Source organism: Marinobacter santoriniensis NKSG1 (genome assembly GCF_000347775.1).
In the GTDB taxonomy this organism is placed as follows: Bacteria; Pseudomonadota; Gammaproteobacteria; order Pseudomonadales; family Oleiphilaceae; genus Marinobacter; species Marinobacter santoriniensis.
Genome location: NZ_APAT01000005.1, coordinates 107,104 through 122,583 on the forward strand (window position 1 = coordinate 107,104; position 15,480 = coordinate 122,583).

The following is a 15,480-nucleotide window of genomic DNA, read 5'->3' on the forward strand; positions in this document are numbered from 1 at the left end:
TGGCGAGCCCTGGGGGCGCCAGTATCCTGAAATTAGGTTTCGCTTCCCTTTATACCAAATTTCACGGGAATTGCCTGTCAACTTATGTATCAGATGCCGACTCTCGTTCCGGCACGGAGTAAGGCAAAGGCAGGATTTCCAGTGCCTGACCATCGACCGTCAAAGGGCCAGAGGTGGCGTCGTGTCGGATGACGGCCAGTTGCTCAGCCTGGCCGTTTTCGAAGACTACCTGACTGATGATTTCACCGGCGTTGCGGTCGCCGCCAGTGATGGCTGCGCCGATGGGTACGGGATGATCTGTTGTGACGCGGTACAGGCTTTTCTTGAGCTGCCCCAGAAAATGCATCCTGGCGATGACTTCCTGGCCGGTGTAACAGCCCTTCTTGAAGTGTATGCCGCCGAGGTGTTGCCAGTTGAGCATTTGGGGAACATAGGCTTCCTGACTGTTGGCATCCAGTTCAGGGATCCCCGCAGCGATCTCGCTGGCTTGCCAGTCGGCGTGGGTAAGCTCCTGCGCATTGTCCCAATCCGGTTGTTCCGGACAAAGTTGCCAGAATTGGTATCGCGGGTTGGCCCGGTCGTCCGGCTCAAGGCGGATCAGGATTCCGGTGTCCAGCGACAGCGCATCGCCAGCGGCCTGCAGTTTGGAAAGGTCCGCCCCGGCGATGGTTTCCGCAATGCCGGAACCGACGATTCCCCAGACAACGCCTTCTTCGACGGTCTCCATGGATGTGCCGCGAAATAGCATGAGGTATTTCCGGAGCTGAGTCAGGATGCTCTCGGAGAGCTCTGTAGGCAGGTCCATCAGAACATCCTGCCCATCCCTGGCGAGGCGGGTCAGGCAGTAAGTGCGGCCCTTGGGGGTGCACGCTGCCGCACGGAGAGCGTGCTCTGCCGTCACGTCGTCCAGATTCTGGCTGAATTGACCCTGAAGGAATTTGTCGGTGCCGGGGCCGGATATCCGGACAAGCATTCGATGCGTAAGCCGGCAGTATCCGCTATCCGGGCGAGGCAGGGAGGCCGTTTGGGGGTGTACCGAGGCCGCAGTCTCAGAGTCGGTCATGGAAACTCCAGGTCAGTTGTCGGTTGAGCGGAGGGCTTACCCAGCCGCAGCCACTGGCGCAGCCTCCGGAACTGGTCAGGCGTGACAACGTTGCCTTTTGACCAGCGTGAGGGGGCCAGCAGTATCACGTGATATGCCCTGAATCTGGTGCCGTCCGGGTGGAGTTTCAAGAGGGTGAGTCCGGCACCCAGCCGGCTGGCCGGGCTGGGCCTTACGGGAACCTCGCTCTCATCCTGAAAGATTGCGTAAAGCCGCCCGGTGCGCACGCAGAGGCCCTTGATGGCATTACATCCTGCCGTCCGCCCCAGGCGCCGGAAATTCCGGATGGTCATTGCCAGGGCGAAAATCAGGCCGGCAATTGTCTGCCCCGGGGAGAGCGCGACCGAGACGAAGGCGGAGAACGCCAGCCAGGGCAGGCTGGCGATCAGGCCGACGGTTGTGCAGGGAGAAAGGCCGAGTTCAATCCGGTTGGACACGGTTCAGGATCATATCGACGATCTGCTGCAGGTCCGGATCGTCCGGCCGGCTGCGTTGCATGAACCACTCGAACATGTCGGTATCCTCGCAGGAGAGCAGCTTGTGATACCGCGCCTGGTCTTCCGGATCAAGATCCCGGTAGACCTGTTCGACAAAGGGGACCAGAAGGACATCGAGTTCCAGCATGCCGCGGCGGCTGTGCCACCAAAGGCGCTTGAAGTCAGGATCGTCGGAGCTGGTTGGGGTAGAGGACATAGTGTATTCGCCAGTTGTTCCAGAGAAGATGTATCAGGGAGATGGTGTACGGTACGTGGTCGGGACCAGAATGGTATCACGGGCGTCGTGCATCAGGCCCGGGTAGTCCAGGGTATAATGCAGCCCCCGGCTTTCTTTCCGGTGCAGCGCCGAGCAAATGATCAGGTCAGACACGGTTACCAGGTTGCGCAGTTCCAGCAAGTCGTTTGAAACCCGGTAATTGCTGTAGAACTCACCGATTTCCCGTTCCAGCAAGTCCACACGGTGTTTGGCCCGCTGCAGCCGCTTGGTGGTACGAACGATGCCGACATAGTCCCACATGAAGTGCCGCAATTCATCCCAGTTGTGGGAAATAACGACGTCTTCATCCGAGTCCCGGACCTGACTTTCGTCCCATTCCGGTGCTTCGGGAGGTAAGGGGATATCCGATTCGCGGCGGGTAATGTCTGCCGCAGCGGCCCTGCCGTAAACGAGACATTCAAGCAGTGAGTTGCTGGCCATCCGGTTGGCGCCGTGCAATCCCGTGAAAGCGGCCTCGCCCACCGCATAGAGCTGGTTGATGTCGGTCCGGGCCCGGTCATCACTGATGATGCCGCCACAGGTATAGTGGGCTGCCGGTACCACGGGTATCGGTTCGCGGGTGATGTCGATACCGTATTCCAGACATTTCTCGTAAATGGTCGGGAAATGATGGCGCACGAAATCCGCCGGCTTGTGGCTGATGTCGAGATAGACGTGGTCGACGCCCAGCCGCTTCATTTCATGGTCGATCGCACGCGCCACGATGTCCCTGGGAGCCAGCTCCGCCCGATCGTCAAAACGATCCATGAAACGGCTTCCGTCCGGCAACTTGAGAAGGCCACCTTCGCCACGAACCGCTTCGGTGATCAGGAAGGACTTCGCATGCGGGTGATAAAGACAGGTCGGGTGGAACTGGTTGAATTCCATGTTGGCGACACGGCACCCGGCACGCCATGCCATGGCGATACCGTCCCCCGATGCCCCATCGGGGTTGGTGGTGTACCGGTAGGCCTTGGACGCACCGCCAGTGGCGATCACCGTGAAGCGGGCCCGGAAGAGCTCTACGTGATTGTCTTCGAGGTTGAGAATGTAGGCACCGACGCATCGGTTTCCGGGAAGTGCCAGTTTTCGGTTGGTGATCAGGTCTACGGCGACCCGTTTCGACATCAGGTGAATGTTGGGTCGTGCCTGCGCCTGCCGGGTCAGGGTGGTGGACACCGCATACCCGGTGGCATCGGCCGCATGAATGATCCGGCGGTGGCTGTGGCCGCCTTCCCGGGTGAGGTGATACTGTTCACTGTCGTCCTCCCGGGTGAAGTCCACGCCAGAGCGAATCAGCCAGTCGATGCTGTCCGTGCTGTGTTCGACGGTAAAACGCACCGCATCTTCATGGCAGAGACCAGCTCCGGCCGACAGGGTGTCCTGGATGTGGTTCTCGATGGAATCGTCGTCGTCGAGTACCGCTGCAATGCCGCCTTGTGCCCACAGTGTGGCACCGCTGCTGATGTCGGCCTTGCTGATCACACAAATCTGGAGGTGCGGGGGAAGGTTCAACGCAACGGTCAGTCCGGCCGCCCCGCTTCCGATGATGAGAACGTCGTATTCGTAAGACTGTGGCATTGAGTGGATATCGCGGGCCATAATGTGGACCTGTATTGAACTAAACTTTGCGTCCGCTGTCTATTTGGCCTGATGGTGGTGCCCGCTCGGGGCGCCGGATAATCGGGTTTAATAAGGACGTCGGACAGCAGGTATGACTCAATCAAACCTCGCACAGGCCACCCGGGTGGCCAAAGAAACAGGGAAAGCCGGCCAATCGTCCATGACGCCTGAACAGACGCAGACACATGGTGAACAGCCCGATAGCCAGACCGACCTTCAGCTTGTTCGCAAGGTCCGCAACGGCGATCGGGCCGCCTTTGATTTGCTGGTCATCAAGTACCAGTCCCGTGTGGCCGCTATCATCAGCCGATACGTCTACGACTCCCAGGAAGTGATGGATCTGACCCAGGAAACCTTCGTCAAGGCCTATCGGGCCATCGACCGGTTTCGCGGTGACAGCGCGTTTTACACCTGGCTGTACCGGATTGCGGTCAACACGGCCAAGAATTTTCTGGAAGCCCGGGGTCGCAGGCCGCAAGGCAGCGCCGATATATCCGAGGCGGAGAACTTCGACGACGGGATTCGACTGCGGGATCCGGCGTCACCGGAGCGGCTGCTTCAGCGTGAGCAGCTTCAGGAAGCGCTGTCCCGGGTGATCGCCGGGTTGCCGGAAGAACTCCGGTCGGCATTTTTGCTGCGCGAATACGATGGCCTGAGTTACGAAGATATTGCCCGAATACTTGAATGCCCGATCGGTACGGTGCGTTCCCGCATTTTTCGGGCCCGGGATGCGGTTGACCGGCACCTCGGGCCATTACTCAACCACACCGAAACGACGTGAGGTTGCATCCGATGGATGATCGTCTGAGAGAAACATTATCGGCCATGATGGATGATGAAGCGGATGAGCTGTCCGTTCGGCGGTTGCTGTCCCATCATGACCAGGATCGTGTACGCGAACAGTGGCAGCGCTGGCAAGAGGTGCGTGACCTGATGCATGCCAGTCATGCACCGGTGGAGGGTGTTGATGTAACGTCCGGTGTGCGAGAGGCTCTCGATGGCCGCCCTGAGAGGGTGTCGGCCGGAGAGACTTCGTCGGCCGGTCGTCGGATTCGGTGGCGATGGTCTGCCGTTGCCATGACCGCTCTTGCACTTGTTGTCGGATTTGGTGCGGGCGCGGGTTGGGAATCCACGGATGCTGCCTCGTCAACGCTGGCCAGGTCCGATGTCACCGACAAACAACCGGTGCGGGAGGTTGCGCTCAAGCGGCTGGACGAGAAACAGTGGGAGCAGGTAAGCCGATACCTCCTGGAACACGCCCAGCATAACAGTGTGGGTGCCGGACAGGGCTCGGTGGGTTACGCCCGGGTCGTCAGCGCAGCTGACCACGGCTACTGAAAACAAGGATCATTGTCGGCATGAAACGCCTGTTTCCAGACCTGAGAAAAAAACGCCTGGCCGCCCTGCTGGCGCTGTTGTTTTCGCTGGTTCTGCTTCCTGTTTCCGCACTGGCGGAAACCTCGGGGAAGGTCGAGCAGTGGCTGGAGCGTCTGGGGCCTGCCCTGAATGCCACGTCGTATCGGGGGGTGTTCGTCTATGCCCGTGGGGATCAGGTGCACTCCATGCGCATTACTCACCGGTTCCGTGACGGGGTCGTGGACGAACGTCTGGTGATGCAGGATGGGGGCGCCGGCGAAATTGTCCGGAAAGGATCGGATGTGGTGTGTGTGTTGCCGGATCAGGGGCGTTTCAGGCTCGAACAGGTGATTCCCTCCGGTCCTTTTGCCGACGTGTTCAATCGGAAGTTCATGCCGGTCGGGCGCTGGTATGAAGCCCACATGATGGGACAGGATCGGGTCGCGGGCTACGATGCGGTTCGAATCGCGCTGACCGCGAAAGACAATAACCGGTACAGCTATCAGCTCTGGCTTGAAAAGCGCTCCGGATTGCTGGTCAAGAGTCAGGTTCAGGGGGCGTCCGGGCAGGTCCTGGAACATTTCCAGTTTACCAGTCTCGAGATCACGAATGATATTCACGATGACGAGTTCAAGATCAACACCGAGGGTCGGGAAATTTCCGGAAAGCTTGGGCCGGGTGGCGTCCGGGTCGGAGCGGAATCGAAGCACCGGCTGAACGACTGGGAACTGGGTTGGCGTCCTGCGGGATTCATCGCGTCTGCCATTCCCCAGGCGCCCAAGGGTCATGCGGTTGCATACTCCGATGGCCTGGCGACCTTTTCGGTATTTGTCGAGCCTGCCGGGCACCTCAAGATGCCTCAGGGCGCCTCCCGGATCGGCGCGACGACAGTCTACACACATGATCTGATGTCGGGCGGCAAACAGTTTCTGGTAACGGTTGTCGGGGAAATTCCTCCGGAAGCAGCGCGCAGGGTCGCGGAATCGGTTCGAATGCAGGACCGCACCCAGGCGGGGGCCTCATGATTACCGAAACCGGAAAAGTGATTGCCCTCAACGGGGACCGGGCCTGGGTGCAGACCATCAGTGCCAGTGCCTGCCAGCAGTGCTCAGCGCAAAAGGGTTGTGGTCAGAAAGCGCTGGCGCAGATGTCAGGGGGCAGGGCAAATCAGGTGCTGGTCGCCAACACCGTCAACGCGAAGGTTGGCGACGAGGTGACTCTCGGAATCGAAGAATCGGCCCTGCTGGGCGCTTCGGTCCTGGTCTACGCGGTTCCGATGGTTACGATGTTGTTAGCAACGATTGCCGGGCACAACCTGTCTGTCGGTCAGGATATCGGAGCCATTCTGGGTGCCGCAACGGGTCTGGGGGCGGGGTTGCTGGCTACGAGATTTTTGCAGGGTCGTCGCGGCGAGGCCTATGAGCCGAAGCTGTTGCGGGTGAATCATATCGCGTCTGTAACCTGTCTATAAATCCTACCGTTTTGTAAGTTGAAAACCCCTCATGCGACCTGAAGACTAGATTGACGAGCTCAAATAAAACAGGGGGTTGAACATGTCGAGAACACTGAACGAGGTATCCCGTCCTTTGCCGGCGCTCCGTCCGGACAAGGTTGTCGGGATGTTCCTCATGCTATCGGTAATGGTGGTGGTTTTCTGGAGTCAGAATGTTGCGGCCCGCAGCCTTCCGGATTTCACGGACCTTGTCGAAGAGAATTCCGATGCCGTGGTCAACATCAGTACCACCACAGAGCCCAAGCAGGGCAAGGCGGGTATGGGGCAGATGCCCTTCGACCAGGGCCAGCTTGATCAGATGCCTGAGTTTTTCAAGCGCTTCTTCCAGGGTCCCCAGTCACCCTTTGGCGGCGCGCCGGGCCATGCCCAGCCGCGTCGATCCATGGGATCGGGCTTTATCGTATCCAGCGATGGTTATGTGTTGACCAATAACCATGTGGTGGAGGGCGCTGATGAGATCATGGTCCGCCTCAGTGATCGTCGTGAACTGCCGGCCAAGTTGATCGGCACTGACCCCCGTTCAGACATCGCCGTACTGAAGATCGATGACGGAGACGATCTCCCCGTGGTCGATATCGGTAAGTCCAGGGACCTGAAAGTGGGCGAGTGGGTCTTTGCCATTGGTTCGCCCTTCGGCTTTGATCACACCGTGACAGCGGGCATTGTCAGTGCGCTGGGTCGCTCCCTGCCGACGGAAAACTATGTACCGTTTATCCAGACCGATGTTGCTATCAACCCCGGTAACTCCGGTGGTCCGCTGTTCAACATGGACGGTGAAGTCGTGGGTATCAATTCCCAGATCTATACCCGTTCCGGTGGTTTCATGGGTGTGTCTTTCTCGATTCCCATCGACGATGCCATCAATGTCTTTCACCAGATTCGGGACAAAGGAACCGTTTCCCGTGGCTGGCTGGGCGTCCTGATCCAGGAGGTCAATCGTGACCTGGCCGAGTCGTTTGGTCTGAAGCGTCCGCGTGGCGCGCTGGTTGCGGAGGTGATGGACGGATCGCCGGCGCAGAAGGCCGGTCTGCAGTCCGGGGATATCGTGCTCTCCTACGATGGCGAAGACATCCAGTTTTCCTCGGATCTACCGCCGATGGTTGGCCGGACGCCCGTCGGGGACACCGCCAAACTGAAAATTCTCCGTGGCGGCGAAGAGAAGACTCTGGAGGTGACGATTGGTCAGTTGCCCTCCCAGGACGAAGATCAGGCCCAGGCCGCGCCGGATACCAATAACGGCTCGTCGTCCGCACCACTGGGTTTGTCTGTTGAGCCGCTTCCTTCCGACATGGCCGATTCGCTCGGGCTCAAAGGCGGGGTCGTGGTAACCGGTATCAGCCGGGGGCCCGCGTTCAACGCCGGTATCCGTCCCCGGGATGTGATTACCGAGATCAATCGTCAGAAAATCAATTCCGTGAAGGACTTCGAGGACGTGGTCTCATCCCTGCCGAAAGGCAAGGCTGTCTCCGCCCGAGTGGTCCGTCAGGGGCGGGCGCTTTACCTTGTGATCAAGCCCTGATCTGACCCGGAAACGGAAGGATCCGTTCCAGCAAAGCCCCCTGAGGTGCGCAGACACCTCAGGGGGCTTTTGCTATACTTTTCCGACTCTGAGTGACTCGGCCACGGACTGGACCCAATCGAATGATGGACAAGAAGGATCTTTCCCTCCGCGAACTCCTGAAGTTTCGCAACGGCTGGCTTGCCTGGCTGATTTTTGCGGTCTCGGTGGCCGCCACCCTGATTCTCTGGCAGGTGTCGATTCGCCTGGTGGACGACCGCACCGAAGCCCGCTTCCGCTCACAATCCCTGCAACTGAAAACCGCAATTGAGGAACGGCTGCTCAACTACGAGCAGGTCCTGGCGGGCAGTGCCGGCCTGTTCTCTGTCGCTGGCGAGGTATCCCGGGATGAATGGCGGCAGTATGTCGACAAGGTGGACATCAATCGTTACTACCCGGGTATTCAGGGTATCGGGTTCGTCAAGCGGATCGGTGTCCGGCAAATGGCGGATCACATCGCCTCGGTCCGGGCCGAGGGCATTCACAACTATCTGGTCAATCCGCTGGGTGTCGGGCCTTACTATTACCCCATCGTCTACCTGGAACCCGGTACCGACCGCAATCGACGGGCGCTGGGCTATGATGCTTTCAGTGATCCGGTGCACCGCCGTGCCATGGAACACGCCAGGGATGAGGCCGTGCCTACGGTCACCGGCAAGGTCGTGCTGGTTCAGGAAGAGGTGGACGAGGATCAGGCCAGCTTCCTGATGTACTACCCCGTCTATCAGGGCGGAGTGGTGCCGGAAATCCGCGCGGAGCGAAGGATGATGCTCGCCGGGTACGTGTTCAGCGCGTTCCGGATGAACAACCTGATTGACGGAATTGTGGGGCTTATAGCGCCGTTTCTGGATGTCCGCATCTACGATGAAGGCGCTGTGAACCGGGACAACCTGATGTACGGCTCGAACCTGGGATCGCTGGACAATGATTTCAGTTTCGCCATGAGCCAGACCATCAGTCACGGCGGTCGTGACTGGCTGCTCCAAACCCGGTCCACTCCGGCTTTTGACTATCTCGCGTCCGATCCAAGGCCGCCCATTGTTCTGGGCAGCGGTCTGCTGGTCAGTGTGCTGTTGTTCCTGTTTGTACTTGCCATGATCCGATCCCGTCTGATGGCGCAGGTTACTGCTGGCCATTACCGGGCCATCACGGAGGGTGCCGCCAACGTAACGCTGGTGATGAACCGGGCAGGCAAGGCGCTTTACGCGAGTCCCTCAAGCTACGACATTCTCGGGTTTGACCCTGACAAGGTGTCTCAGCTCGACTTCCAGCAATTGGTGCACGGCGACGACTGGCCGGCCCTCGAACGGGGATTCAGGGATGCGGTTCGCTCGCCCGGCAAGCAGTTGCCCATGATTCGTGCCCGCATTCGGGACGCCGAGGGTCGGTGGCGGGATATGGAGGGCACCTTCACCGCCATGTTGTCGGTTCCGGGCGTAAACGGAGTTGTGCTCAGTCTTCGGGACCTGACCCAGCTCAAGGCGGCCCAGTCTGAACTGCATCGTCTTGCCTTCTATGATCCGTTGACCGGTCTGGCCAACCGCCAGTTGTTCCGTGACCGTCTCAATCACGTTGTGCGTCGGGCCCGTCGCAGTGGCGAATCGGCGGCGCTGATGTTCCTGGACCTCGACGGCTTCAAGCGGATCAACGATACCCTGGGGCACGATGCCGGAGACGCCCTGTTGAAACAGGTTGCCCAGTGGCTGGAGGGGTGTGTGCGCGAAGAGGATTCGGTTGCCCGGCTTGGTGGCGATGAATTCGTGGTCCTGCTGTCGAGAATCAGTGGGCCCGATGCCGCCGGCAAGGTTGCGGAAACCATCTTGAATCGTCTTTGCCAGAGAATCCGGCTGAACGATCATGAGGTGGGTGTGACGGTCAGCATCGGCATCACCATGGTGCCTCACGACAGCGAAGACGCCGGCGCCCTCATGAAATATGCCGACCTTGCCATGTATCGGGCCAAGGAAGTGGGCAGAAACACCTACCAGTTCTTCACGCCGGCCATGAATATCAAGGCCGCCCGTCGCCTGTTGCAGCAGGAAGAACTGTCCACTGCGTTGGCCGATGACCGGTTTGTCCTGCACTATCAGCCCAAGATCGATCTCTCCACCGAGCGGGTGATTGGGGTTGAGGCGTTCCTGAGATGGCACCATCCCGAAAAGGGCCTGGTCTCTGCCCAACAGTTTATTGGACTTGCCGAAGAAACCGGTCTGATTGTGCGCCTTGGCGAGGTGGCTCTGCGGCAGGCCTGTATTCAGGTCCAGGCCCTCGAGCGGGCAGGCTTTGAATCCCTGAAAATGGCCGTGAACCTGTCGGTTCGGCAGCTGACCGATCCGGGATTCCTGGATATGATCCGGCAGGTAATTACCGAAACCGGTGTCTCTCCGGAACGGCTCGAACTGGAAATGCCGGCCGAACTCCTGAACGAGGATCCCAGGATGCTCCGGGAGCTTCTGGTCTCCCTGAATGATCTCGGTGTCTGTCTGATTCTCGATGACTTCGGGACCGGCGCCTGTTCTCTGGTGGCTTTGCAACAATTGCCGCTGGACGTCATCAAGATCGACCACGGCTTTATCCGGGACATTCCCTACAACGTCAGCGCTACCGACGTGGCCTCCGCGGTGATTGCCCTGGCCCGGAAACTTCACCTGACCGTGGTGGCGGAAGGGGTCGAAACTCCCCAGCAGCTCCATTTCCTGAAATCCGCCGGTTGTGCCCAGTGTCAGGGCAATCTGTTCAGCTACCCATTGGATGAAGATGCGCTGATCGGCTTCCTGATTCGTCAGTATGAGCGACCGCTGATGTCCTGATCATGGCAATGGCGGTCGGTAACCGGTAAAATCACGCCGTTCCCGGATCCCGGTAGCGGCCCCTCCGGGCTCAATCCTTCGTCAATTAATGAGTAATCATCGTCTGTGACTGAACTGAGCCGAATCCGTAACTTTTCCATTATTGCCCACATCGACCATGGTAAATCCACGCTGGCAGATCGATTCATTCAGCTCTGCGGTGGACTCACCGATCGGGAGATGGCCGAGCAGGTCCTGGATTCCATGGACCTGGAGCGGGAACGCGGGATTACTATCAAGGCCCAGAGCGTCACGCTCAACTACCAGGCCCGGGATGGTGAGATTTACAAACTGAACTTCATCGACACTCCCGGTCACGTCGATTTTTCCTACGAAGTGTCGCGCTCCCTGTATGCCTGCGAGGGCGCTCTCCTGGTGGTTGATGCCGGGCAGGGCGTTGAAGCCCAGTCGGTTGCCAACTGCTACACCGCCATCGAACAGGGGCTGGAGGTGGTTCCAGTCCTGAACAAGATGGACCTGCCGCAGGCGGAGCCCGATCGGGTAGCGGCGGAAATCGAGGACATCATCGGGATCGAGGCCTCGGATGCCGTCCGCTGCAGCGCCAAGAGCGGTATGGGGGTCGAGGATGTTCTCGAGGATCTGATCCGCAAGATTCCGCCGCCCAAGGGAGACCGCAGTGCCCCGCTGCAGGCGCTGATCATCGATTCCTGGTTCGACAACTATCTTGGCGTGGTATCGCTGGTGCGAGTGATGGAAGGAACGCTCCGCAAAGGTGACAAGATCGTCATGAAGTCGACCGGCAAGGTATGGAACGCTGACAAGGTCGGGATCTTCAACCCCAAGCCGAAAGACACCGACGTTCTCGAGTCGGGTGATGTCGGGTTTGTGGTGGCCGGTATCAAGGATATCCATGGCGCACCGGTGGGCGACACCATTGTGCACCAGAAATTCGCCGAACAGACGCCGATGCTGCCGGGGTTCAAGAAAGTGAAGCCGCAGGTCTATGCCGGCCTGTTCCCGGTGAGCGCCGATGACTACGATGATTTCCGGGATGCCCTGGAGAAGCTGACGCTCAACGATGCGTCGCTGTTCTTTGAACCGGAGAATTCCGACGCCCTTGGTTTCGGTTTCCGGTGCGGTTTCCTGGGCATGTTGCATATGGAGATCATCCAGGAGCGTCTGGAGCGCGAGTACGACCTGGACCTGATCACCACGGCACCCACGGTAATCTACGAGGTGGTTACCAAACAGGGTGAGACCCTGTCGGTGGACAATCCGTCGAGGCTTCCGGATATTGGGTCCATCGAGGAGATGCGCGAGCCCATTGTGGAAGCGAACATTCTGGTCCCACAGGAACACCTCGGTAACGTGATTGCCCTGTGCGAAGAGAAGCGCGGTGTCCAGAAAAACATGCACTTCATGTCCACCCAGGTTCAGCTCACCTACGAGTTGCCGATGGCCGAAGTGGTGATGGATTTCTTCGATCGGATCAAGTCCGCGAGCCGCGGTTTTGCGTCTCTGGATTATCATTTCGTGCGTTTCCAGTCGGCGAACCTGGTACGGCTGGACGTGTTGATCAATGGTGACAGGGTCGATGCCCTGGCTCTGATCGTTCACAAAGAGCAGGCGCACTACAAGGGTCGCCAGCTGATCGACAAGATGAAAGAGCTGATTCCCCGGCAAATGTTCGATATCGCGATTCAGGCCGCGATTGGTAACCAGGTTGTGGCCCGGGTCACCGTGAAGGCGCTTCGCAAGAACGTCACTGCAAAATGTTACGGCGGCGATGTCAGCCGTAAGAAAAAACTCCTGCAGAAGCAGAAGGAAGGTAAAAAGCGCATGAAGCAGCTCGGAAATGTCGAAGTGCCTCAGGAAGCGTTTCTTGCCGTGTTACAAGTTGATAAATAACAGAAGGCTTCCGGATGGATATTGATTTTCCCCTGGTTCTGGTAGTTCTGACCTTTGCGACGGGTCTGATATGGCTGGCGGACAGGCTGTTCCTCCGGGAGCGTCGACTGGCAGCGGCAAAGGCGGACAGTGGCCAGGCTGCCAATGTGTCTGCAGATACGGCGGGCGCCGAGGAGGTAGAGGAACCGAAAGAACCCTACTTGGTTGATCTCAGCCGCTCCTTTTTCCCGGTATTGCTGATCGTGTTGGTGCTGCGCTCGTTCCTGGTGGAGCCTTTCCAGATTCCATCAGGCTCCATGTTGCCGACTCTGGAGGTGGGTGACTTCATCCTGGTCAACAAATACGCGTACGGCCTTCGTTTGCCGGTTATCGGCACCAAGATCATCCCGGTGGGTGAGCCCCAGCGCGGCGATATCATGGTCTTTCATTATCCCAAAGATGGCGAGACCAACTACATCAAGCGGGTGATCGGTCTTCCGGGTGATCATATCCGGTACAAGGACAAGCAGTTGTACATCAACGGCAAAAAGATCGAGCACACCTCCGTGGCGAGGTTACCGCCGGTGGAGCTGTTGCGGGAGGACCTTGACGGTGTCGAACACGATATCTTCCATAGCCTGGGATGGACCGGTGACCGGGGTGAGGGTGAGTGGACGGTTCCCGAAGGCCAGTATTTCATGATGGGCGATAACCGTGACAACAGTAATGACAGTCGTTACTGGGGATTCGTCCCGGAAGACATGATTGTCGGTAAGGCCTTTGCCATCTGGATGCACTGGAAATCAATCACCACGCTGCCATCCTTTGATCGTGTGGGCGGCATCGAGTAACTCGGACTATCCTGGAGTGAAATGACAATGACGAAAAACAATCTCTCCGCAATGGGGCGTCAGGGCGGTGCCTCGGCGATCACGGCTCTGGTGATGGTGCTGTTCTTTGGCAGCCTTTTGACCCTGGTGATCAAGCTTGGTCCGGTGTATCTGGACGATCTGACCATTCAGGAGGCGCTGGAGAGCCTTGACGGTACCGAGGGCCTGTCGAACATGGGGCCGGCACAGGTCAGAACCCTGATCAACAAGCGCCTGAGCGTGAACAGTATCCGGGGATTCGACGCCAAACAGATCTCGGTTGAGAAGAATGGAGAGTTTGTCGTTATCAAGGTCGATTACGAAGTCCGGAACAACATATTCAGCAACGTGGATACCGTGGTCCACTTCAAACACGAATACGAGATGAAGGGCAAGTGAGTTCTCAACCCGATCTGGATCAATTACAGCGGCGTATCGGTTACCAGTTCAAATCACCGGAGCGCCTGCTGCTGGCACTGACCCACCGGAGTTTCGGCAACCAGAATAACGAGCGACTTGAGTTTCTGGGAGACTCCATCGTCAACATGGTGATTGCCGAGTACCTCTACCTGAACTTCGAGAAAGCACGGGAAGGCCAGCTCAGCCGACTGAGGGCCCGTATGGTCAAAGGGGTGACGCTGGCGGAGATCGGACGGGAGTTCGACCTCGGGCGCTACCTGCGTCTGGGATCGGGTGAACTCAAAAGCGGCGGCTTCCGCAGAGAGTCGATTCTGGCCGATGCCGTGGAGTCGATCATTGGTGCCATCTATCTCGACAGTGATTTCCACACCTGCCGGGCTCAGGTCTTGCGCTGGTTTGAACAACGTCTGAAGAACCTGGATTTGCAGGATACCCAGAAGGATCCGAAAACCCGGCTTCAGGAATACCTTCAGTCCCGACAATTTCCCCTGCCGCGCTACGATGTGATTTCCGTGGACGGTGAGGCCCACAATCAAACATTCCACGTTTCCTGCGCGTTACCGTCCCTGGATCGCAAGACCACCGGTACCGGAAGCAGTCGTCGTATCGCCGAACAGCAGGCGGCACGCAATGCGCTCAAGGAACTGGGTGTGGAGAATTCCTGATGAATGACATTACCCGCCCGGAAAACCCGGACAGTCGATGCGGCTTCGTTGCGATTGTCGGCCGCCCGAACGTGGGCAAGTCGACGTTGCTCAACCACATCCTTGGTCAGAAGCTCAGCATTACCTCGAGGAAGCCGCAGACAACCCGCCATCAGGTTCTGGGCATCAAGACCGAAGGTCCGGTTCAGGCGATCTATGTGGATACGCCGGGAATGCACGAGGATGAGCCACGGGCGCTGAATCGCTATATGAACAAGGCGGCGTCTTCGGCGCTGATTGATGTCGATGTGGTGGTTTTCGTGGTCGACCAGATGGCTTGGACCACCGCCGATGAGCTCGTCCTGGAAAAGCTGTCCCGCCTGAAATGTCCGGTGATTCTGGCCGTCAACAAGGTCGACAAGATCGAGAACCGGGATGCGCTTCTGCCGCATCTCGACATGCTCTCGAAGAAGCGGGACTTTGCCGAGATCATTCCCCTGTCGGCACTCCGGGAAACCAATCTGGAACCGCTGGAACAGGCCGTCGGTCGTTATCTGCCGCAGAGCGTTCACTTTTATCCGGACGATCAGATCACCGATCGCAGCGAGCGGTTCATGGCATCCGAAATTGTCCGGGAAAAGATCACCCGACAACTGGGCGCAGAGTTGCCATATTCTGTCGCGGTTGAGATCGAGGAGTTCAAGCAGGAAGGCAAGACCCTGCACATCTCGGCGCTGATACTGGTTGAAAGGGAAGGCCAGAAAAAAATCATCATCGGCGACAAGGGCGAGCGTATGCGTCGGATAGGCCAGGAGGCCCGGACCGATATGGAGCGCCTGTTCGGTAGCAAGGTCATGCTCAAGCTCTGGGTCAAGGTCAAACGGGGTTGGGCCGATAGTGATCGAGCGCTCAAGAGCCTTGGTATGAGTGATTTCTGAGGCTCGA

Annotated in this window: 15 protein-coding genes; 11 read left to right on the forward strand and 4 right to left on the reverse strand. The window is 58.4% G+C overall.

The window, feature by feature from the left end; translation table 11 throughout:
• Positions 1 to 82 precede the first annotated feature (82 nt).
• From ygfZ to nadB, 4 genes are read right to left on the reverse strand one after another with little or no spacing between them, the layout of a single operon-like run.
• Entirely contained in the window at positions 83 to 1,063 is a 981-nt protein-coding gene (gene ygfZ, locus MSNKSG1_RS01260; protein ID WP_040886515.1) for a CAF17-like 4Fe-4S cluster assembly/insertion protein YgfZ, read from the reverse strand.
• Positions 1,060 to 1,539: a hypothetical protein gene (locus MSNKSG1_RS01265; RefSeq protein ID WP_008937417.1), complete on the reverse strand. Its 480-nt coding sequence runs from the start codon at positions 1,537 to 1,539 to the stop codon at positions 1,060 to 1,062. Before MSNKSG1_RS01265 ends, ygfZ begins: the two co-directional genes overlap by 4 nt.
• Positions 1,523 to 1,795 (reverse strand): FAD assembly factor SdhE, encoded by a 273-nt coding sequence (locus tag MSNKSG1_RS01270; RefSeq protein ID WP_008937418.1) that lies wholly within the window; start codon positions 1,793 to 1,795, stop codon positions 1,523 to 1,525. The genes MSNKSG1_RS01265 and MSNKSG1_RS01270 overlap by 17 nt, the downstream gene beginning before the upstream one ends.
• Positions 1,796 to 1,828: 33 nt before the next feature.
• Positions 1,829 to 3,436: an L-aspartate oxidase gene (gene nadB / locus MSNKSG1_RS01275; RefSeq protein WP_201764933.1), complete on the reverse strand. Its 1,608-nt coding sequence runs from the start codon at positions 3,434 to 3,436 to the stop codon at positions 1,829 to 1,831.
• A 133-nt stretch (positions 3,437 to 3,569) separates the two neighbouring features.
• On the opposite strand from nadB, the gene rpoE reads away from it, so the two are divergent.
• The 11 genes from rpoE (at position 3,570) to era (ending at position 15,473) form a co-directional block, all read left to right on the forward strand.
• Entirely contained in the window at positions 3,570 to 4,259 is a 690-nt protein-coding gene (gene rpoE / locus MSNKSG1_RS01280) for an RNA polymerase sigma factor RpoE (RefSeq protein WP_008937420.1), read from the forward strand.
• An 11-nt stretch (positions 4,260 to 4,270) separates the two neighbouring features.
• Positions 4,271 to 4,816 carry a sigma-E factor negative regulatory protein gene (locus MSNKSG1_RS01285; protein ID WP_008937421.1) on the forward strand — a complete coding sequence of 182 codons (546 nt, stop codon included), beginning with the start codon at positions 4,271 to 4,273 and terminating at the stop codon, positions 4,814 to 4,816.
• Between the two features lie 20 nt (positions 4,817 to 4,836).
• Entirely contained in the window at positions 4,837 to 5,859 is a 1,023-nt protein-coding gene (locus MSNKSG1_RS01290; RefSeq protein ID WP_008937422.1) for a MucB/RseB C-terminal domain-containing protein, read from the forward strand.
• Positions 5,856 to 6,305, forward strand: coding sequence for a SoxR reducing system RseC family protein (locus MSNKSG1_RS01295; protein WP_008937423.1), 450 nt, complete (start codon positions 5,856 to 5,858; stop codon positions 6,303 to 6,305). Before MSNKSG1_RS01290 ends, MSNKSG1_RS01295 begins: the two co-directional genes overlap by 4 nt.
• Positions 6,306 to 6,453: 148 nt before the next feature.
• Positions 6,454 to 7,866, forward strand: a complete 1,413-nt coding sequence (locus MSNKSG1_RS01300; protein WP_040886539.1) for a DegQ family serine endoprotease — start codon at positions 6,454 to 6,456, stop codon at positions 7,864 to 7,866.
• A gap of 122 nt (positions 7,867 to 7,988) precedes the next feature.
• The gene (locus MSNKSG1_RS19625) at positions 7,989 to 10,715 is read left to right on the forward strand and encodes a bifunctional diguanylate cyclase/phosphodiesterase (RefSeq protein WP_008937425.1); all 2,727 of its coding nucleotides are present in this window, start codon (positions 7,989 to 7,991) and stop codon (positions 10,713 to 10,715) included.
• 105 nt (positions 10,716 to 10,820) lie between these two features.
• The gene (lepA, locus tag MSNKSG1_RS01310) at positions 10,821 to 12,623 is read left to right on the forward strand and encodes a translation elongation factor 4 (protein WP_008937426.1); all 1,803 of its coding nucleotides are present in this window, start codon (positions 10,821 to 10,823) and stop codon (positions 12,621 to 12,623) included.
• 14 nt (positions 12,624 to 12,637) lie between these two features.
• The gene (gene lepB, locus MSNKSG1_RS01315; RefSeq protein WP_008937427.1) at positions 12,638 to 13,453 is read left to right on the forward strand and encodes a signal peptidase I; all 816 of its coding nucleotides are present in this window, start codon (positions 12,638 to 12,640) and stop codon (positions 13,451 to 13,453) included.
• A gap of 27 nt (positions 13,454 to 13,480) precedes the next feature.
• A complete protein-coding gene (locus tag MSNKSG1_RS01320) occupies positions 13,481 to 13,870 on the forward strand; it encodes a DUF4845 domain-containing protein (RefSeq protein ID WP_008937428.1) in 390 nt (129 codons plus the stop codon).
• A complete protein-coding gene (gene rnc / locus MSNKSG1_RS01325) occupies positions 13,867 to 14,556 on the forward strand; it encodes a ribonuclease III (protein WP_008937429.1) in 690 nt (229 codons plus the stop codon). Before MSNKSG1_RS01320 ends, rnc begins: the two co-directional genes overlap by 4 nt.
• A complete protein-coding gene (gene era, locus MSNKSG1_RS01330) occupies positions 14,556 to 15,473 on the forward strand; it encodes a GTPase Era (protein WP_008937430.1) in 918 nt (305 codons plus the stop codon). The genes rnc and era overlap by 1 nt, the downstream gene beginning before the upstream one ends.
• Positions 15,474 to 15,480: the final 7 nt, after the last annotated feature.

Bases quoted from the DNA above. Each gene is read 5' to 3' on its own strand.
- MSNKSG1_RS01295 (WP_008937423.1), top strand. From the start codon at position 5,856: ATGATTACCGAAACCGGAAAAGTGATTGCCCTCAACGGGGACCGGGCC.
- nadB (WP_201764933.1), bottom strand. From the start codon at position 3,436: ATGCCACAGTCTTACGAATACGACGTTCTCATCATCGGAAGCGGGGCG.
- rpoE (WP_008937420.1), top strand. From the start codon at position 3,570: ATGACTCAATCAAACCTCGCACAGGCCACCCGGGTGGCCAAAGAAACA.
- MSNKSG1_RS01285 (WP_008937421.1), top strand. From the start codon at position 4,271: ATGGATGATCGTCTGAGAGAAACATTATCGGCCATGATGGATGATGAA.
- MSNKSG1_RS19625 (WP_008937425.1), top strand. From the start codon at position 7,989: ATGATGGACAAGAAGGATCTTTCCCTCCGCGAACTCCTGAAGTTTCGC.
- era (WP_008937430.1), top strand. From the start codon at position 14,556: ATGAATGACATTACCCGCCCGGAAAACCCGGACAGTCGATGCGGCTTC.
- lepB (WP_008937427.1), top strand. From the start codon at position 12,638: ATGGATATTGATTTTCCCCTGGTTCTGGTAGTTCTGACCTTTGCGACG.
- MSNKSG1_RS01320 (WP_008937428.1), top strand. From the start codon at position 13,481: ATGACGAAAAACAATCTCTCCGCAATGGGGCGTCAGGGCGGTGCCTCG.
- ygfZ (WP_040886515.1), bottom strand. From the start codon at position 1,063: ATGACCGACTCTGAGACTGCGGCCTCGGTACACCCCCAAACGGCCTCC.
- MSNKSG1_RS01290 (WP_008937422.1), top strand. From the start codon at position 4,837: ATGAAACGCCTGTTTCCAGACCTGAGAAAAAAACGCCTGGCCGCCCTG.
- MSNKSG1_RS01270 (WP_008937418.1), bottom strand. From the start codon at position 1,795: ATGTCCTCTACCCCAACCAGCTCCGACGATCCTGACTTCAAGCGCCTT.
- MSNKSG1_RS01300 (WP_040886539.1), top strand. From the start codon at position 6,454: ATGTTCCTCATGCTATCGGTAATGGTGGTGGTTTTCTGGAGTCAGAAT.